Consider the following 20244-nt stretch of genomic DNA (forward strand, 5'->3'; position numbering starts at 1 on the left):
CAGATTGTGACGGCACCGGGAGCAAATGAGTTCGGCAAAGGCACGAGGCCTCCTCGCGTGCTGATCGCTACGGCTCGCGAGTGGCTCTCCGGCGCCCGTCTTGCCCTTGCCTTACGCAACTTCGGCTGCGAGGTCAGCCTGCTTTCTCCGGCAGATCATCCAGCACGGCTGACCGGGGCTATCTCGCAGTGGACACACTTTTTGCAGATGCGACCCTTTCGCAGCTTCGAGCGTGCTCTGGATACTGCAGCGCCGGACAGCCTTATTCTGGCGGACGAAATCGTACTTCATTACGCATTACTGCTGGCCGGAAAAGACAACGAGTATGGCCTGCGACTGCGACACCTGATTGAATCGACCACGGCAGGATCGACAGCATTGCAACTGGCACGGACGCGGTTCGATCTGCTGCACCAGGCAAGTCAGTTGCAGGTGCCTGTGCCAAAGACAGAGCCTTTACCGACACTGAAAAACCTGCCGCGCGCGATTACTCATCTGGGTTTTCCGCTGGTTCTGAAGTCTGATGGAAGCGCGGGTGGCCAGGGAGTACGTATCGCTCGCTCCATGGAGGAAGCAGAACAGCTCTGGAAGAAACTACATCGCACTCCCAGCCTCCCGCGCGTGTTGAAACGTGGCCTGATCGACGGTGAGTGGATGCATCTTCGTAACTGGACGCGCCGCTTGAAGTCGGCGGTCAGCGCACAGCAGTGGATCGCCGGTCGGGAGGCCACGAGTATGGCGATGGCGCACCAGGGCCGGCTGCTCGCAAGCGTTGAGTTTGAGGTGGTGCAAACCACGGAGAGGCGCGGACCATCCAGTGTGCTTCGCGTTCTGGATGATGCGCGGCTCCGCCACGCCATGGCGCGCATCGTCGCTCATCTTGGAATTAACGGATTCTGCGGCTTCGATTTCATCTGTGAGCCGAATACAGGAAACCCATTGTTGATCGAGATGAATACCCGCCCGACGCAGGTAAGCCATCTGTCGTTCGGCGAGGGGAAAGACCTGGTGGCCGCCTATGTGCGCGAAGTCCTCGGGAAACAAGTAGAAGACCGTCCTGCGGCCACACGCAATCCCTTCATTGCGCTTTTCCCACAGGAGCTGAGGCGAGACGCCGCAAGCACATGGGTTAAGGATGCATGGATGGACGTTCCCTGGGACTCGCCCGCTCTCATCGATTTCGCTCTGGAGACAGGTGGAAAGAAACTGAGCCCTACTCTGCTTCCTGCGCGGGGTGATGCGTGAGCATCGCCCGTCCTACGGCCTTCACACCCTACCGGCTGGCACGAGTCCGCCTCGAGCTGTCGAACATCACCAGGCGGTTGATGCTCGTCAAGATCGTCTGCGGCATCGCGCTTGGTATCTGTTACTGGTACTCCGTTCCTTATGTGTTGCCCTTCATCGTCCATGGGGCCACAGCAGAGTCGGCAGCAGCGGAGTCAGCGGCCTTCCAGGGCAGCGCCAGCCGCCAGTTAGCGATGCCTGTCATCGCGTTCTTCTGCCTTATCCTTCTGCGGGAACTTCCCCGCCGTGGGCGCTTCGCCGGCCACCTGCGGTACTTCGCCGCGGCGTACGTCATCTGGGCAATGATGAGCGTTGCCTGGAGTGACGATCCCTCGCTTACGCTCAAGCGGCTGGTCGTCTTCCTGATCAATATTCTTGCCATCTACACCTTTGCTCGGCGCTTCTCTCTGGTTGAGATATCTGTCCTGGCCTTCTTTGTCACCGGAACGGTGGCCATTCTGGCCCTTTATGGCGATGTGGTCATGCAGCATATCTTCGATCCACGCAATGCGGACTATCGCTTCCAGGGCGTCGCCGAAGCGAATTATCAGGCCATGAGCCTTGTGGTCTGTATCTTCTCTGGACTTACGCTCTTCGATCGCAGGCCGCCATGGCGTAAATTCCTGGCTCCTGCTCTGTTCGTCGCATTTGTTCTGCTCTACCTCACCCGTTCACGCGTCAGCACGATTATCTGCCTGTTGATGGCGGGCATCATGATGTTGCGACTGGCACGGAAGATTCTCAGCGCACCCGCACGCGCCATGCTGGCTGTGGCGTGCCTCGCGGTTGTGCTTCCTGTCCTGGTTTACGTCGTGGGACAAAAGGGGCTGGGAGCAGCACAATCCGCATTCATGATGGGCCGCACCGATACCCAGAACACATCGAATCTCTCCAATCGCGCGCCGCTCTGGGCAGAGCTGTCTGATTATGTGAAGATGCGCCCCCTTCAAGGCTTTGGATATGCCGGGTTCTGGTCTCCAAGCCGCGTGAGTCTGATCTCGGGGCATCAGGGATGGACGGTGCCCCATGCCCACGAAAATTATCTGGACCAGACCCTGTCGCTCGGACTTGTTGGAGCGCTACTCTATGCCTGCGTTCTCTGGGGAGCCATTGCCCTGGCCTGGAAGCGTTACCGCCGGAACCCGCAGGCGACCGATTTAATGGTGGCTGCAATGCTCACATGGCTTGCTTTGGAGGGCCTCGCTGAGTCCGTGCCGATCGATCCCTATCTGCCAACCACGCTGGCGTACGCCTGCATCGTGAAAATGTGCTTTGCTGAAGGTTCAGAGACAGAGCAGGATCGATGGCTTGCATCCGACCAGCTTCTGGGCGGTGTTACACCTGCCTTGCTGGAGAAGTTACCGCCGAACCTGCGCGTTGAGGCGCAGACAGCAATGGAGAGCACTCATGGTTGATACGACCGTGCGCAGCGACTCTGGTCAGTACGAGCCCGGGCTAGTAAGCATCATTATCCCAACGTACAAACGGCCCGATGATCTGAGAAAAGCAGTTGAGAGTGCCGTGGCGCAGACCTACCCTCATATTGAGGTTGTGGTTGTTTCCGATGGGCCCGATTCTGCAGCGCGAGCGGCTGTCGATGGCATCGACCCACGTGTTCACTATGCAGAGCTCCCCTCAAACCGTGGTCCAGCCGCGGCGAGAAATGAAGGTGTAGCTCTAAGCCGCGGCGAGTGGCTCACCTTTCTGGACGATGACGACCTGATCCTTCCAGGGAAGATCGAGAAACAGCTTGCCCTGGCTGATCGCAACTCACCCCAGACAATGATTTCCTGCCGCGCGATCTATCGTGCCCAGGGCAAGGACAACATTCATCCTGAACAGCCCATCGGTCCAACGGAAGATGTGGCTGACTACATCCTTTTGCGGCCATCCTTAACCAGACGCCCTGGTGTTCTTCCGTTGCAGTCACTGCTGTTGCACCGCAGCCTGCTCGAGAAAGTCCCCTTCACCACGCATGCGGACCATGAAGACTGGGCATGGCTGCTGGAGGCATGGCATCTCGCCGGCGCTCGCGTCAAATTCGCGTGGGAACCGCTGGTGGTCTACAACATCGTCGTCGACAGCATCTCCCGATCCAGGCGTACCAACTGGAAAGATTCCCTGGCTTGGGCGCAGCAATACCGCAAATGGATTGGCGACCGCGCCTTCGCCTCGTTTTTAAGCACCAAGGTTGCGCTCAAAGCAAAGCGTAGCCAGGATAAAGGTGCACTCCAGCAGATAAGCCGAGTCGTCATGGCGAGCCGTCCGGGATGGCTGGAGCTCGCATTCCTGGCCGGCATCTGGCTGCTGCCTGGACAGCTCCTACACCATCTATGGAAGAAGTCTCTCGAGAGCTCACACCAGGCTGGGCAGACAGCATCATGAAGCTCATTGCACGTATCGCGTTGCTGCTTGGCGTGGCCATGGCTGGCATGTGGGTATGGCATCGTTGGCATCTGCGAGCCGTGGACGAGAGCATTACCGCAAACTCTGTAAGCGCTGCCACGTCATTACAGAGCTGGGCGAAAGCTCCCCCGGTCAAACGGGCTTTTTACGGCCGCAGGCTTGAACCACGCGATATAGTCCTGCATGGGGCAGGCCAGAGCGATCGTCAGAGTTTCGATGCCTATTCCAAGGCAGTGGCGCCGGCACGGCCGATGCTGATGATGCGCTATGTAGACCTGCACGACGACCTACCGAAGTTCTTTGAACACCTTCGAGCGGACCTCGGCACAGCGCGGGATTATCTGATTCCTCAGATCGGGATATCGCTCAATGAAGGTGGCGGAACACACCACTATGAAGCCGCGACCGCGGCGGGTAAAGACGATGCCGCACTGCAACAGATCTGTTCCGGACTGCAATCTCTTGCCCGTCCAGTCTTTGTCCGTCCCGGGTACGAATTCAACGGGCCGTGGAACGGCTACGCTGCACCAAGTTACGTTGCAGCCTTTCGCCGGATCGCAGACGTCATCCATCGTTGCATGCCGCAGGAGGCAGCGGTGGTATGGGACTGGTCTCCGGATGCCGAACTCGATCAGCAGCGGGCAGGCGCTCCGGCAGCATTTGCGGCCGCGCGTTGGCAGCAGTTTTATCCCGGGGATGCGTATGTCGACTGGTGGGGTGTGAACCTTTTCTCTCCGCCAACTCTATCCTCTGCGGCGACACGTGAATTTCTTGCCGAGGCAGACAAGCATGGCTTTCCCGTCATGATCGCGGAATCAACGTTGCGAGGCGCCTCCGTGCATGACCCACATGCGGCGATCGATCAATGGTTCGCACCCTACTTCGGCCTGCTTCGCGGGACAAAAGGCATCAAGGCTTTCTGCTACATCGACTGGGATTGGCGTATCTATCCGCAGTGGGCAGATTGGGGTGATGCGCGGATAGAGAGCGATGCGACGGTGCTCGAGTTCTACCGATCGCAGGTCCTCAACTCATCAGCCACACAGTGGCTCTCCGGTGGAGCGGACCGTACGACAACGCGCACTGTTCTGCGTCTTGACGGCAAATAGTTTACTGACGTGGCGCCGTATCGGGACGTTCTCCATGCCGACTGCGGAAGTCCATTCGATTGAGAAACTGTGACGAACCGCCGCGTGCCGCGGTCAATCCCCGATACAAGCCGGCTGTGACCGCGAGACTCAGTCGAGCATCCAACACCTTTGCCGGTTGTCGTGTGAGATGCCCTGCCGCCCATTGAGGAATATCCCGCGCGACCGCGAGAAGTAAACGTCCGGTCAGGTTATATAGGAGCCTGGTAGGACTCTTCCTCGCCCCGGCGAGCCGGGCTTCGATCGCGCCGGTGCGCATGGCTGACTGGCTCAAGAAATGCGGATCAAGCCTGCGCGGCGGAATCAGGTGCAGCACCTTCGCCTCGGGAGCCAGCCACATACGGTGCCCTGCCTGGTGCATTCGTTGGAAAAGATCGGTGTCTTCTCCACCCTCGGTAAAGTTGAGATCGAACCCGCCCAGTGATTCGAAGACATCCCGACGGATAAGCACATTGTTGGTCGAGGGAAGCTCGTGAAACTGCATACTCCGCTCTTCCGAGAATAGAATCTCGCCGAGCAGCCGCCGGGCGCGCGGGCCTACCTCACTGAAAGACCACCCGTCAGGGAGTGAGAGCGCGGTCGCTCCTCCCACACATACAGCATGATTCTGCTGGGCGACACGATAGAGAGTCTGCAGCCAGTGAGGCGGCGCGATCTCGTCATCGTCAAAGCTCGCGAGCCAACGACCACGCGCGTGTTGTGCGGCCAGATTCCGGGCAGCAGCAACCCCTTGTTTGGCTCCCCGCAGGATGCGGACAGAAATCGCCGCCTCAACCTGATATTTCGCCAACACCTCAGGCGTGTTGTCGGTTGATTGATCGTCGACAATCACCATCTCAACCGGAACACTCGCGAGAAGCGATTGCCCGAGGAGCGCATCCAAAACTCCCGGCAGGAGATGCGCACGGCTGCACGTCGTCATGACGACGCTGATCTCGGGCTCTGGATCGGAGGGACGAGGTACCACATACGCAGTCTATCTGAGACAAGCGCTCAATTCGCGGAAGCAGAAGACTTCCCTCGCTCCGAAACCACAGAGTTGCCCAATTGAAGATTAGGCGGCAGCACTGCCGAACGTCTTCGTCTCGAAGCGAGCCGCTGCCTGTTCCAGGAAGTGAAACAGGCTTGTGAAATCTTCCGAATAGATCGCGCCAAGCGCGGTTGCACTCAATTTATCAGTCAGACACACGATCGGCACACCGGCTCTTGCCAGAGCGCTGCCCATCAAAATCTGACGGGCGGGCGGCACTGTATGGCAAAGAATCGCGGTTCCATACCCGGGATACAAGGCTTCGTCCAGCCAAACGGAGCTCGGCAACGAAAGCACGTTATAACCGGCACGCATCAGAACCTCTGCCCTGTTATGCAGAAGGCCGGCATCGTCGCCAATCGACAGGACCAGAAAATCGTTATGTGTAGACTGCATCGCAACCTCGGGAGATCCGCCAGAAGGACGGAGAAGTTAAAGCAATACAGGCAGTAATAAAACAGGGCGTGCAGGATTCAGAGGGAAAGGGACCGCAGAGCAGTGTCACCAAAAGCGGACCTATTTTTCGCCTTGCTTCAAAGCATACTGCATTGCCGGATTAATGGGCGAAGGATAAACCGCTTGACCGCCCTCTGTCCGCTACCGTACTAAGGCGGGTCAGGTCATATTACGATGAACGTACGGAACGCGACATTAGAGACAATTAGAGGCGATCTTCATAGGCTGCGATTTGACCCAATGTCTGAGCCTGCATGTCCATGCCTCGCCTCTGCTGCTGGTACCAGAGAGCTGTCCACTCAAGTGCTTCAGCGATACGAAGACGGGGTTGCCAGTCAAGCAGGCGGCGGGCCTTGTCTGCGTCGACTCGTAATACTCCAGACTCATGTTCACTCGGCATCGCGTCGATCTGGGTCGCGTCGATGTGGCAGGAGATGGAGTTGTCGCACAATGCGATCATTGAGCCGACGATCTGTTCCACCGGCCATGTATCTTCGAACTCGGGCCCGAAGTTAAAAGCATCGGAGAACTCTCGCGGAGACGATACCAGCCGTTCGGTAAGCAGCATGTATCCATAGAGTGGTTCAAGAACGTGCTGCCACGGTCGAATCGCCTTTGGATTACGGATGTGCACCGGTTCTCCGGCGCTGATCGCGCGGGCAACATCCGGGATGAGGCGATCCTGGGACCAGTCACCACCTCCAATGACATTGCCTGCCCTGGCCGTAGCCACACCGGCTGCACTGGAGGGCGCCACGGCGAAATACGATGCCCGATAGGCTGCGGTCACAAGCTCAGCACAGGCCTTACTGGAGGAGTAGGGATCGTGGCCGCCAAGTGGGTCTGTCTCAAGATAGGGCTTACCAGTTTCATCATTGCGGTAGCTCTTATCGCTGGTAATACAGAGCATCGCGCGCACACTGGAACATTGACGGGCCGCCTCAAGCAGATTCGCCGTGCCCATTACATTGGTGCCGTATGTTCCAAGGGGATCGCGGTAGGACCGCCGCACAAGAGACTGAGCTGCCAGGTGGAAGACGATCTCCGGCTCATATTCGAGGAGCGCCGATCGAAGCATGGGGAAGTCCCGGATGTCTCCCACACCATGTTCGACGAAATCCTGCACACGAGCCACAGTGAACAGATTGGGTTCGGTATCGGGATCGAGAGAGAAGCCGCGCACATGGGCACCCAACCGTGCGAGCCAAAGCGCCAGCCAACTCCCTTTGAACCCGGTGTGTCCTGTCAGGAATACCCGGCGGCCTGACCAGAAGTTTCCCAGACTTTCCCTCACCAGACCTTCCCCTTCACCAGACTTTCCAAGGAGCCGCCCCGGTTGCCCATAGATCTTCTAGCCTGTGCTTGTCCCGCAAGGTGTCCATGGCCTGCCAGAAACCATGATGAAAATAAGCCTCGACCTGCTGCTTTTCCGTCAGGCGGCGTACGGGCTCCTGTTCAAACATCCAATAGTCGTCGTGAATCTCGTCGATTACCTTTGGAGACAAAACAAAGAAACCACCATTGATCCAGCCGCCTTGCCCCTGGGGCTTTTCCTGGAACTCCGAGACACTTGTGCCTTCAACATTCAGGCTGCCGAAACGGGCTGGAGGCAAGATGGCCGTTACCGTGGCAAGCTTGCCATGCTTGCGGTGAAAGTCGACGGTGGACGTGATATCGATGTCGGCAACACCATCGCCATATGTCAAGCAGAACTCTTTTTCACCCTTGAGGTATTCCGCTACTCTGCGGAGTCGGCCGCCGGTACCGGTATTCTCCCCCGTATTCACTAGGGTGACTTTCCACGGTTCGGCAACGCTCTGATGGACTTCCATGCGGTTTTCCTGCATGTGGAAGGTGACATCGGAAGTGTGCATGAAGTAATTCGCGAAGTACTCCTTGATCAGATAGCCCTTGTATCCACAGCAGATGATGAAATCGTTGATTTGATGTTGTGAATAAATTTTGAGGATGTGCCACAGAATCGGCTTGCCGCCAATTTCGACCATCGGTTTAGGGCGGATGCCGGTTTCTTCACTAATACGGGTTCCCAAACCGCCGGCTAGGATGACTGCTTTCATCGACATGGTTACTTCTTTATCGGCTTGCTTTCTCGTTTCCTCTAATCTTGAGCCAGAATGTGGCCCAAGCGTACACTAACCAGCAAAGATTTTGTTGCTAAAGACCCAAATGGAAACTCGATGACCAACAGAGCAGCGCAGATCAGGGAACAGATCCTTTCACTTTCTGCCGAGTACATTCAGGAGGCATTCCCTGACCGGGAGTTCCGGCCGGGTGAGATCTCTGTGCCGGTCTCAGGTAAGGTCGTCGACGGGAGCGATGTACAGACCGCCGTCGATTCGGTATTGGATTGCTGGTTCACAACCGGGCGCTTTGCCGCGGAGTTCGAACGCAAACTGGCGAGATTTGTTGGCATACGAAGCGCCTCGCTTGTGAACTCCGGATCTTCCGCCAACCTGCTGGCCATTGCTGCCCTTACTTCTCCAAAGTTAGGGGAGCGACAGCTCAAGCCAGGTGACGAGGTCATTACTGTCGCTGCGGGATTTCCAACGACGGTCAATCCAATGTTGCAGCACGGCTTGGTCCCGGTCTTCGTCGATGTAACACTCCCAACCTATGAAGTCGATGTCAACCAGTTCGAAGCGGCCCGCAGCGACAAGACCCGCGCCATCATGCTTGCCCATACGCTGGGAAATGTCTTCGACCTGGACGCAGTGAAAGCCTTTGCCGTGAAACACAATCTCTGGCTGATCGAGGATTGCTGCGATGCTCTCGGGTCAACCTGGAAGGGCCGGCGCGTGGGCAGCTTTGGAGATATTGCGACACTAAGCTTCTATCCCGCGCACCACATCACCACCGGCGAAGGCGGAGCCGTACTCACAGACAGCCCGAGTCTTAAAGTACTGATCGAATCTTTCCGTGACTGGGGACGGGATTGCTGGTGCGATCCGGGCAAAGATAACACCTGCGGAAAGCGCTTCGAATGGCAACTGGGCGAACTGCCCTGCGGATACGACCACAAATACATCTACTCGCATGTTGGCTATAACCTGAAGGCAACCGATATGCAGGCAGCGATTGGGGTGTCGCAACTGGAAAAGCTGCCCGGATTTATCGGCCGCAGGAAAGAGAACTTCCGCTATCTCCACGAGTCTCTAAAACCACTGAGCGACGTGCTTGTGCTGCCAGAGGCTACGCCGGGAGCTGACCCGTCGTGGTTCGGATTCCCTATCGGTGTCCGCGAAAATGCTCCCTTTCGCCGCGATGATCTGACTCGAGCGCTCGAACAGCGAAAGATCGGAACCCGATTGTTATTTGGCGGCAATCTGTTGAAGCAGCCCGCGTATGAAGACAAGCCGCATCGGGTCGTGGGGAACCTGCCCAATACTGACTTTGCCATGAATCGTGTCTTCTGGATCGGTGTCTTCCCCGGCCTGAGCAGAGAGATGCTTGCTTATGTAGTCACCTCTATAAAAGAGTTCGTCGCCGAAGCGAAACGGGGCGATATGCTATCTGATTCTGACCTGGTACAGGTTTTGAACCCAGCAGGAGTGAATCGTAATGACCGCTGATCGCCCGCCGCTGTTCATCTATGAGATGGCGAACAACCATATGGGTGACGTGGAGCACGGAGTCCGCATCGTGCGCGAGCTTAAAACCGCATCGGAAGGATTTCCATTCCGCTTCTGCGTCAAGCTGCAGTATCGCGATGCCGATACCTGGCTGCACCCGGATTATCGCGGCAAGTGCGATCTGAAACCAGTTAAGCGCTTCTCGGAGACGTCGCTGACATGGGATCAGTATCTGACCATCAAGCAGGCGATCACAGATGCCGGATTTCTTTCGATGTGCACACCATGGGACGAAGTCGCGGTCGAGAAGATCGTCGAACATGGCTTCGATTTCATGAAGATCCCGAGCTGCTATGTCACGGACTGGCCGTTGCTGGAAAAGATTGTGCAGTACGATCTGCCCATCGTCGCTTCCACCGCCGGCGAGCCGCTGGAAGAAGTAGACCGGGTTGTAAGCTTTATCCGCCACCGCGATAAAGAGCTCACGCTCATGCATTGCGTCGGCGAGTATCCCGCACCCGATGATCACCTGCACCTCGGTCAGATTCTCCTGCTGCGCAATCGTTACCCTGAGATCCCCGTCGGCTACTCGACCCATGAGCGTCCAGATAACTATGAAGCGGTGAAGATTGCCCTCGCCATGGGATCGGTCGCATTCGAGAAACACGTCGGTGTACCGACGGAGAAGTACTCGATCAACACCTATAGCGCTACGCCCGAGCAGGTGCGCAAATGGCTGCAGTCCGCGGCCGATGCCTTGACGATGATCGGAGATCCGGAGCATCGCTATCCCGCTCCGCCGGAAGAGCAGGTTGCCCTCGGCAATCTCCATCGTGGAGCGTTTGTTCGCCAGCCGGTGCGTGCGGGGGAAATTATTCGTCCCTCGAATGTCTTTTTCGCCATGCCGAACCTTGGTGGACAGTTGGTAGCCCAGGACTTCTCCAAGTACACGGAGTTCACCGCCGGCGAGGATATTCCTGCAAACGGCCCGATCATGCGCGATAAAGTCTCTACCCGGTACACCCGCGAACAGGTGTACCAGATCGTTTCAGCGGTCCGGGGTCTGCTGAAAAAAAGCCGTGTACAAGTGCCTGGACGGTGTGAACTGGAGATCTCTCACCACTACGGCCTGGAGCGGTTTCGCGAGTTTGGTTTGACGGCTGTCACCGTCATCAATCGTGACTACTGCAAACGGCTGATGGTCGTCCTGCCGAAGCAGAAGCATCCGGAGCAGTGGCATAACCAGAAGAACGAGACCTACCACATCCTCTATGGAGATGTTTCAGTTCAACTGGATGGCAAGGAGACCGTTCATAAAGCGAATGATGTGATCACTATTCCCCACGGGATCCGGCACTCGTTCTGGACAAAGAACGGAGCGGTCATTGAAGAGGTATCCAGCAGCTACACCAGCGACGACTCGTTCTACACCGACGAGAGCATTCTCGCCAACAAGAATCGCAAGACGTTTGTCACCTACTGGCTTGAATAGATGCTGACTCTCGTATGGGATGTTGACGATGTTCTGAATGATCTGATGCACCAGTGGTTTCATTGCCAGTGGATGCCGGATCATCCGGAATGCCGGCTTCGCTTCGAAGACCTGAGTTGCAACCCACCGCATGCGGCGCTTGGCGTCTCCCGCGAGGAGTACCTGACATCCATGGATCTCTTCCGGCGGACAAACAGGGCTAAAGAGATGGAGCCGAACCCGGAGGTGGTTGCGTGGTTCTTCCAGTATGGGGCTCGCTTCCGCCACGTCGCGCTAACGGCACGACCGCTGGCTACTGCTCCTGATGTGGCTTCCTGGGTTTTTAAGTATTTCGGTCTATGGATCCGCACATTCGGTGTGGTGCCAAGCCGGCATGATGCCGATACACCGCTATATGACCTTACGAAGGGCGAATACCTGCGCTGGTTGCGCAGCGGAGATGTCCTGATCGACGATTCTTCCGAAAACATTAGCCAGGCCGCCGGGCTGGGGATGCGTGTCTTACAGCCGGCGCAGCCGTGGAACAACAGCGAACTTACCATGCAAGCGCTGCTTCACCAGCTTGCAACGATGCCGGAGAATCGATGATCAAGCTTTCCGACTACATTATGCAGTTCCTCGTGGACCGTGGTGTCCACCGCATCTTCATGCTGACGGGCGGCGGTTGCATGCATCTGGTGGATTCGGTAGGGCGGCAGGCTGGACTCGAATACGTCTGCTGCCTGCATGAACAGGGCGTCGCCTTCGCCGCGCAGGCTCATGCGGAGTACACCGGAACCCTGTCGGCCGCGCTGGTGACCACTGGCCCGGGCGGTACGAATGCAATCACCGGTCTGGCTGCTGCATGGCTAGACTCAACCCCCTGCATCTTTCTCTCCGGCCAGGTTAAGCGCGCGGACCTGCTGACACAGTACGGGGTGCGATCGCTGGGCCCTCAGGAGCTGGACATTATCTCCGTCGTGAAACCGCTCACGAAGTACGCAAAGACGATTGTTGAGCCAAATGACATCCGCTACGAGCTGGAGCGAGCGGTGCATGAGGCAAGGACCGGAAGACGCGGACCGGTATGGCTCGATATCCCACTCGATGTGCAGGCGCAGATGGTAGATGAGAGTTCTCTGCGGGCCTATCTTCCAGAATCAACTTCGGCAGCAGATAATTTGCTGAAACAGCAGGTCTCCGATGCAATCTCGCTGTTGCGACAGGCAGAACGCCCCGTACTCTTTCTCGGTAATGGTGCGCGTCAGGCCTATAACGACGGCCTGGTGACAGAGCTCATCGATCGCTTGAATATTCCGGTGCTTTTGACCTGGAAGGCAATGGATATGCTCCCTGACGACGCCGCTCAGTTTGCCGGCAGGCCTGGTTCCGTAGCTTCACGGTGGTCAAACTTTACCCAGCAGAATGCGGATTTCATTCTGGTGCTCGGCGCACGGTTGGATCGTCCGCAGGTGGCGTTCAGCCATGAGAAGTTCGCTCGCGCCGCCAAAAAGGTTATCGTCGACATCGATCCCGCAGAGCTTGCAAAACTCAACATGCCCATCGACGTGCCAGTCGCGGCGGACGCTGCACAGTTCCTCCGCGAGCTGCTCTCTCAGTTGAAGGCCGTGCAGCTTCCAGATACTTCTTCATGGATGGCAAAGACCAAAGACTGGCGAGAGAAGTATCCCGATATCCTGCCGGAATATTGGCAGGCAAAAGACGTCGTGGATCTCTACGTCCTTGTGGATGTACTTTCTGACCTTTGTACACCGGACGATGTTCTTGCTCCCGGTAGCTCGGGAGCATGCAGCGATGTCTTCCTGCAGAGCTTCCGACTTAAAAAAGGACAACGTGTCGTAAACTCACCGACGCTTGGAGCGATGGGAACCGGTCTACCGGGTTCAATCGGATCCTGCCTTGCATCAGGAGGACGGCGAACAATCGTTATCAATGGAGACGGCGGATTCCAGTTGAATATCCAGGAACTTGAGACGGTACGGCGCCTGAATCTTCCGATCAAGTTCTTCGTTCTCTGTAACGGCACCTATGCTTCCATCATGGGGATGCAGACGCGGCACTTTCAGGGACGGATGGTCGGCAGCGATCCGGAAAGCCATCTCACGCTTCCCGATGTCCGCAACGTGGCGCAGGCCTATGGCATTGCAACTGACGAGATTGCAGATCATGAGGGGATTCGCGAAAAGATACAGGCAATGCTGGATCGCCCGGGACCGCTCGTCTGCGCAGTCACCGTCTCTTCGGAGCAGGTGGTGCAGCCTCGCGCCACGTCCGCGACGCGCGCTGATGGGACCATTGTAAGTCTTCCGATGGAAGATATGGAGCCGCGTCTTCCTCGCGAGGTCTTCCGTGCGGAGATGATTGTTGCCCCCGTGGAGGTGTGATCACGAATGAAACCGCTGCCCTCGGAGGATCTCGCTTCAATACAATCGCTCACCACAGAGTTGTGGGAGGAGGTACGAGGGCGCACGATCTTCATGACGGGAGGAAGCGGATTCTTCGGCTCATGGCTGCATGAGAGCTTCTGCCATATCAATCAAGCACTCCATCTGAACGCCCGGTTGATCATTCTTACGCGCGACCCCGAACGGTTTGCTGCCACATCGCTTCATGTCGCGGACGACCCAGCAGTCTCAGTATGGAAGGGCGACGTCCGCACCTTCGAGTTCCCACAACAGCCGGTTGACTTCATTATTCACGCGGCAGCGGAGACCCGTGCAACGCTGGTAGCGGATCAACCAGCGGAAACCTACTCCACCATCGTGCACGGAACGGAGCGTGTGCTGCAATATGCGCTTCATACCCGCGCGACCAAGCTTCTTTTCACCAGCTCCGGCGCTGTCTATGGGAGCCAACCGCGCGATATACCTCTATTACCTGAAACCTACGAAGGCGCGCCTGATCCACTTGCGCCGGCGAGCATCTATGGTCACGCGAAGCGCACTGCGGAGATGCTGTGCGCCATCTATGGCCGCTCGGGCAATCTCTCATGCAAGATCGCCCGCTGCTGGGCATTTTGTGGACCACGCCTTCCACTGGATGAGCATTTTGCCATCGGCAACTTCATTGCGGATGCGATGGCTCATCGTTCCATCGAAATCAGAGGCGACGGCACGCCATTGCGATCATATCTCTACGCTTCTGACCTCGTGGTCTGGCTATGGACGATCCTGTTCCGTGCCCCTGCGCTGAGGCCGTTTCATGTCGGATCGTCTCGCGGTATCAGCATTCTCGATCTGGCACACCAGGTTGCGGTCGAGCTTTCGCCGGAGAGCGAAATCCGCGTCGGGGAAACACCTCAGCCCTGCGTTGGACCGAGCCGCTACGTGCCTTCGACAGAGCGGGCGCAAAACGAGCTTGGACTCCGCGAAACTGTGGGGCTGAATGAAATGATTCGGCGTACCGCCGCATGGTACGGACATAGCGAATCTGCCTTCTGATAGAAAAAGCGCCGCGATTGATTCAATATTTTTGATTGCAGGATTGCTTGCAATAGGTGAATATCTCATCAAAACACGACTCCGGTTTAAGAAGCTGGAGCTTCCCCGCTGTGCCCTACAGTCGTTCCTCTTCTCTTCCGCCAGGCCCTTGCGGTCCTTGTCACTCAAGTTGAAGCAGTAGTTCGCACATCTTTTCGTACTCGTAATTGAAAAGCAGGCAGGGTTGCGGCCGCATCACGCCGGCACGCCGACCTATAGCTGTATCACGCATGGAGGTAAGGTTCATGACGTTCTGGCAGTCGTGTATTCGTTTTCAAAAAGCGATTTTCCTTCTGGTACTTGCAGCGATATGTGTGCTTTCTTCTTCACTTTCAGCACAGACATTTCGCGGTGGTATCAACGGCGACATCACTGACGTGACGGGAGCTAGCGTCTCTGGGGCGACAGTCACTCTCACCAATGAAGCAACCAAGAGCACGTACACCTCGGTGACATCGAGCGCCGGCAGCTTCCTGTTCAATGACCTGCCGTTGGGAGCTTACACTTTGACGGTCACCAACGCTGGATTCAGCACGGTTAAGGTCGATAAGATTCCGGTCTCCGCCGGTGTGATCTACACACTTCCATCCATCAAGCTGACAGCTTCGGCGACGCAGACAGTTGAGGTACAGGCGTCAGATATCACGCTCGACACAACCACCGTAACGCAGAACATCGTTGTCGAAGCCCAGGCAGTGGCGGATATGCCGCTGAATGGCCGTGATTTCACGCAGATGATCCAGCTCACACCAGGCTTCGCCGGCTATACGGGCGGTGGCTACGGCTCTCTGAATGGAACGCGCGCCAACCAGATGAACTGGCAGATCGATGGGGTCGACAACAACGATCTCTGGCACAACGTACCAGCGGTCAACCAGGGCGGTGTCTCGGGTATCGCCGGTATTATTCTGCCGATTGATGCCGTGGAACAGTTCTCTGCTCAGACGCAATCTGGTCCAGAAGGCGGACGCAATCCGGGTGGAACCATCAATCTGACGCTCAAGTCCGGCACGAATCATCTACACGGTTCTGCATACTACTTCGACCGCAATGAGCTCTTCGGCGCGAAGAGTCCCTTCAGCGATACCAAACAGAAGGTACGCAACTACAATCTGGGATTCTCTATTGGCGCGCCCATCCTGAAGGACAAGCTCTTCGGATTTTTGACCTTTGAGAAGCAGCGCTTTGTGATTGGAGAATCCGGCAGCGCCACCGAGCCCTCTATCGGCTGGCAGAACCAGGCAAAGGCTATTCTGGCCGCAAAGAATATCCCCGTAAACAGCACCATGCAAAAGGTGTTGAATACGCTGTGGGCAGGCGGGAATCTTTCTTCCGATACAGTCGGCAATGTCAATAACTTCCATTCGAACGTTCCCGAGTTTGGCTATAGCTACAACGGCCTTGGCAAGGTGGACTATCACATCACCGACAAGGACAGCCTGAGCGCCCACTGGTTCGTGGGACAGGGTAACCAGGTGGCGCCGGTCGGATCGCAGATCTACGACTACTTCGAAGTGGCGCCGATCCACGTGCAGAACGTCGCTGTCGTCTATAACCGAATGCTCTCGCCCTCCATCTCGAATCAGTTGCTGGTAGGCGTGAACTACTTCAACCAGGTCTTCAATGACGCGAATACCAACTTCAACGTGCAGTCATTGGGTTTCGTAACTGGAGCGCCCTTCGGCAATGCACCGAATATCACGATCACCGGCTTCGATCCGGTAGGCATGACACCACCCGAGGGCCGTAATGACATCACCGGCCATCTGACTGATCAGTTGAGCTGGGTTAAGGGTAAACATCAGATCCGTCTGGGGGGCGAGTTCCGGCAGGCGCAGCTTGACGAGTTCTATAAGCGACACTCCGTCGGGTCATTCACTTTTGATGGCACGCGAGTCGGCGGATCGGGACTTGCCGGCGCACTGGCAGACTTCCTCGCCGGTTATACATCAGCAGCCACAATTGCCATTGGAGATCCGGAGCGCCAGGTCTTCGTCAATACCTGGGAGTTGAATGCGGGAGACTCCTGGCAGCTTACGAGAAAGCTGAGCTTCAACTATGGTGTGCGTTACGACTATGTAGGTCCGCTGCATAACAGCAACAAGGATCTCTCTGTCTTCCGACCGGAGATGACCTCGATCAACGGCATCGCCTTCCAGGGCAACCAGATTAGTTCCCTCTATCAGCAGTACTACAAAAATTTCAGCCCACGTCTGGGTATCACCTATGGTCTGGACGATAAGACCGTGATCCGCGCAGGCTATGGCTTCTACTTCGATACACCGAACCTGAATCCGTTCCTCGACAACCGGCCCGGCAACCAGGCGCCGAACGGCGTCGAAGGCAATCCGGCAGGCCCCAACCCTGTCTACACCATCAGCGCGGCGGGTAAGGCCATCCCGAGCGATCCGACGGTACAACCGGGCAAAACCACGATCGTAGGCGGCCAAGCGATCTTTCCTTCCGCGATCAGTTATCCCTGTTCGTCTTCGAATCCATGCGGCGTCTTTTCCGTGGACCGTAACTTCCGCACACCGTACAACCAGAACTACAGCCTCAATATCGAGCACACGATGGGCGCCAATATCATTACGCAGCTTGGCTATGTGGGTAGCGAAGGCCGCCGCCTGCTGAGCCTGCTGGATCTGAATCAGCTCAACGTCACTGCTGGAGCAACTTCTCTTCCTTATGCCTCAAGCTATCCGCAGTACGGCAATATCAACCAGATCGAGAGCATCGGCACCTCGAACTACAACGCATTGCAGGCACAACTACGGATCATGCACTGGCATGGGTTCATGACTCAGGCCGCCTACACCTGGAGCCACAACCTAGATGAAGTGACGGCCTATCGAGGAAGCCTGCCGCAGGACAATTTCAACTTCAAAGGCGACTATGGCAACAGTGACTTTGACACGCGCAATACGTTCACCGCTCTCATGAGCTATGAGGTTCCGGGATCGGCGTGGGGACCGAAAGAGTTGACGCATGGATGGCAGTTGAATTCCCTGCTCAGCTTCCACGGTGGCCAGCCGTTCACGGTACATGCTTCGGGCGACATTAGTGGTACAAACGAGGGCAATGACCGGGCTGTCCAGATTGGAAATCCGCAGGCGGGATACCAGGGGCAAAAGCCAGGAGCAAGCTGGCTGAATCCTGCAGCATTTATCGACCCGGCCGCCGGTCACTTTGGAACGACGCGCCGCAACGGCTACTACGGTCCCGGGTATTCCGATGTAGATTTTTCAGTCTTCAAGAACACGAAGATCAAGGAGCTGATGACCGTCCAGTTCCGCGCGGAGATGTTCAACCTGTTCAATCGCATCAACTATGCACCGCCAAGCAGTACAGTCGGCGGAAGCTTCAGCCTGTATGACACCATCGGCGACTACAACGGAGCTCCAGGTATCGGTGCTGGTGAACCCTTCAACACGCAGTTCGGCTTGAAGATTCTTTTCTAGCCCCGTCCTCCCCCAAAAGAAAAGCCCGGGCTTCATGCCCGGGCCTTCTTTGTTAGTTGGAAAGCCTGACTCTTCGATTTTCCGTTTCGATCTTCGCCATCCCATGAACTCCAGCCGCTCGCAGCTGGGAGCTGCGAGTCCACCGGAAACTCAAACGCACTCTGCATGCGCTTTGCTAGGTCCGCAGCCAGCGAGTGCCGCCGCTGAGATCTTTCGTGGTCGTATCGAAGCGACTGCGTGAGAGGCCCAAAATCGAAAACACGGTAACGTCCAAAGGCTCAAGCGAGGGCAGCAGCACAGTCTGCGCGATAACCGGCCTGCGGAGCGGGCCAGGTACCCGTCTCACTCCCAACGACGGCTCGGCGTGGATTCCCTGCAGAAATAACGTATACCTTGCCTACTTTCTTCTGCTCCCACATCCGGAAGGCATTCGATGAATGTCCGTTTGTCGACATGTTTCCCGAAGGGATTTTGTCGATTCAAGACGACCAGCTATCCTAGGAAATACACGTATACAGAGGATGGAGACGTCACCCTTGGGAAATCAGGCCCGTTTGTTTCATATTCAATGTCAGCCGTAATGAATTCCTCAACGGGTTGCGAACAAAGCCTCGGCTTTCGTATTTCCGTGAAGGCGTAAGCGAAAAACTACGTCCGCTCTGACACTGACTGCACAAGACTGACACACTTTTAGGCTAGGAAATAGGACAACTGTGCCCATGGACACATTGAACAGGTCATTCGTTATTTTTGGGGGAAATGGGTTTATTGGCACCCACACAGCGTTGACGCTGCTTGCGGCCGATCCCCAGAATACGGTTTATCTGGTGGATATCCGCCCTCCTCGTACGGACTCCTATGCACGTGCTCTTGCGGAGGCGCTCTCTTCCGGCCGCGCTGTCTTTGTTCAGCATGATGTACGGCAGCCTGTGCCGACAGATCTTCTGCCACAGGCTGAGATTGTTTTCAATTTCGCCGCGATCCACCGCGAACCCGGGCATGCCGCCACAGAATACTTTGAAACAAATCTGCTGGGGGCCGAGCATGTGTGCGACTGGGCAACACGAACATCCTCAAGAAAGATCGTCTTTACCAGCAGCATCTCACCCTACGGTCCTTCGGAAAGCCAAAAGGATGAACGATCCATTCCCACTCCGGAAAGCCCATATGGGAGCTCGAAACTAGCCGCTGAAAAAATCCATCTGGCCTGGCTGGCGGGCGACAACGCTCGAAAACTTGTGATCATGCGCCCAGGAGTCGTCTTTGGCCCAGGCGAAGGCGGCAATGTCACCCGTCTGGTTCGCAGCCTTGTGAAGGGCTACTTCGTCTACATGGGGAATCGCAATACGATCAAGGCGGGTGGCTATGTCAAGGAACTCTGCCACGTCATGCTCTTTGCCATGGCCTACCTGCAAGAACATCAACAAAATTTCCTGCTACTCAACTTTTCTTTTAGTCCCACTCCGAGGCTGCAAGATTTCGTCCATGCCATTCAGAAGGCAGCCGGCCTCAAGCGCTCTCCCCTCTCGGTCCCCAGATATCTGCTACTTGGGATCTCCTATCCCGTCGCAATGCTGGCGTCTGTTTTTGGGATCAAGACTCCTGTCAATCCGGTCCGGGTCCGGAAACTCTTTCGATCTACCAATGTCTATCCTCTGCATCTTGAAGAACTCGGATACAGCTTCCGGTTCAGCTTGGAAGAGGCATTTGAAGATTGGAAAAAGGACCTCCCCAGCGATTTTGCATAGAAATCCCGTGGCGCGGTACGTTGTCGGTTTCATCAGCAACAGCGGTCTGTCGGCCAATTTGCAGTTGCTGGGTTTCAAAACCCGCCACCAGCGTATCGCATTTTGTTTTCACCTTGAACAATCTGCATTCCGCCTTGATTGCTTCGGCAA

Annotated in this window: 15 protein-coding genes; 11 read left to right on the forward strand and 4 right to left on the reverse strand. The window is 56.4% G+C overall.

The window, feature by feature from the left end:
- The first annotated feature begins 6 nt into the window (after positions 1-6).
- Genes OHL21_RS20025 through OHL21_RS20040 form a run of 4 tightly spaced genes read left to right on the forward strand, consistent with a single transcriptional unit; the run spans position 7 to position 4799 of the window.
- Positions 7-1245, forward strand: coding sequence for an ATP-binding protein (locus OHL21_RS20025; RefSeq protein WP_263419073.1), 1239 nt, complete (start codon positions 7-9; stop codon positions 1243-1245).
- The gene (locus OHL21_RS20030; RefSeq protein WP_263419074.1) at positions 1242-2699 is read left to right on the forward strand and encodes an O-antigen ligase family protein; all 1458 of its coding nucleotides are present in this window, start codon (positions 1242-1244) and stop codon (positions 2697-2699) included. Before OHL21_RS20025 ends, OHL21_RS20030 begins: the two co-directional genes overlap by 4 nt.
- Positions 2692-3669 (forward strand): glycosyltransferase family 2 protein, encoded by a 978-nt coding sequence (locus OHL21_RS20035; RefSeq protein WP_263419075.1) that lies wholly within the window; start codon positions 2692-2694, stop codon positions 3667-3669. The genes OHL21_RS20030 and OHL21_RS20035 overlap by 8 nt, the downstream gene beginning before the upstream one ends.
- On the forward strand, positions 3666-4799 hold the full coding sequence (locus tag OHL21_RS20040) for a glycosyl hydrolase (protein ID WP_263419076.1): 1134 nt from the start codon (positions 3666-3668) through the stop codon (positions 4797-4799). Before OHL21_RS20035 ends, OHL21_RS20040 begins: the two co-directional genes overlap by 4 nt.
- Position 4800: 1 nt before the next feature.
- On the opposite strand, the gene OHL21_RS20045 is transcribed toward OHL21_RS20040, so the two are convergent.
- The 4 genes from OHL21_RS20045 to rfbF form a co-directional block, all read right to left on the reverse strand.
- Positions 4801-5805, reverse strand: coding sequence for a glycosyltransferase family 2 protein (locus OHL21_RS20045; protein ID WP_263419077.1), 1005 nt, complete (start codon positions 5803-5805; stop codon positions 4801-4803).
- 87 nt (positions 5806-5892) lie between these two features.
- The gene (locus OHL21_RS20050; RefSeq protein WP_263419078.1) at positions 5893-6264 is read right to left on the reverse strand and encodes a hypothetical protein; all 372 of its coding nucleotides are present in this window, start codon (positions 6262-6264) and stop codon (positions 5893-5895) included.
- 265 nt (positions 6265-6529) lie between these two features.
- The gene (gene rfbG / locus OHL21_RS20055; protein WP_263419079.1) at positions 6530-7618 is read right to left on the reverse strand and encodes a CDP-glucose 4,6-dehydratase; all 1089 of its coding nucleotides are present in this window, start codon (positions 7616-7618) and stop codon (positions 6530-6532) included.
- A 13-nt stretch (positions 7619-7631) separates the two neighbouring features.
- Positions 7632-8402 carry a glucose-1-phosphate cytidylyltransferase gene (gene rfbF, locus OHL21_RS20060; protein WP_263419080.1) on the reverse strand — a complete coding sequence of 257 codons (771 nt, stop codon included), beginning with the start codon at positions 8400-8402 and terminating at the stop codon, positions 7632-7634.
- A gap of 120 nt (positions 8403-8522) precedes the next feature.
- On the opposite strand from rfbF, the gene rfbH reads away from it, so the two are divergent.
- The 7 genes from rfbH (at position 8523) to OHL21_RS20095 (ending at position 20094) form a co-directional block, all read left to right on the forward strand.
- A complete protein-coding gene (rfbH, locus tag OHL21_RS20065; protein ID WP_263419081.1) occupies positions 8523-9914 on the forward strand; it encodes a lipopolysaccharide biosynthesis protein RfbH in 1392 nt (463 codons plus the stop codon).
- Positions 9904-11406: an N-acetylneuraminate synthase family protein gene (locus OHL21_RS20070; protein ID WP_263419082.1), complete on the forward strand. Its 1503-nt coding sequence runs from the start codon at positions 9904-9906 to the stop codon at positions 11404-11406. Before rfbH ends, OHL21_RS20070 begins: the two co-directional genes overlap by 11 nt.
- A complete protein-coding gene (locus tag OHL21_RS20075; RefSeq protein WP_263419083.1) occupies positions 11407-11994 on the forward strand; it encodes a hypothetical protein in 588 nt (195 codons plus the stop codon).
- On the forward strand, positions 11991-13790 hold the full coding sequence (locus OHL21_RS20080; protein WP_263419084.1) for a thiamine pyrophosphate-binding protein: 1800 nt from the start codon (positions 11991-11993) through the stop codon (positions 13788-13790). Before OHL21_RS20075 ends, OHL21_RS20080 begins: the two co-directional genes overlap by 4 nt.
- 6 nt (positions 13791-13796) lie before the next feature.
- Positions 13797-14846 (forward strand): NAD-dependent epimerase/dehydratase family protein, encoded by a 1050-nt coding sequence (locus OHL21_RS20085; protein ID WP_263419085.1) that lies wholly within the window; start codon positions 13797-13799, stop codon positions 14844-14846.
- A 353-nt stretch (positions 14847-15199) separates the two neighbouring features.
- Positions 15200-18346, forward strand: a complete 3147-nt coding sequence (locus OHL21_RS20090) for a TonB-dependent receptor (protein WP_263419086.1) — start codon at positions 15200-15202, stop codon at positions 18344-18346.
- 719 nt (positions 18347-19065) lie between these two features.
- Positions 19066-20094, forward strand: coding sequence for an NAD-dependent epimerase/dehydratase family protein (locus OHL21_RS20095; RefSeq protein WP_263419087.1), 1029 nt, complete (start codon positions 19066-19068; stop codon positions 20092-20094).
- Positions 20095-20244 lie beyond the last annotated feature (150 nt).

Origin of the sequence: Terriglobus albidus (assembly GCF_025685425.1) — a bacterium.
Taxonomy (GTDB): domain Bacteria; phylum Acidobacteriota; class Terriglobia; order Terriglobales; family Acidobacteriaceae; genus Terriglobus; species Terriglobus albidus.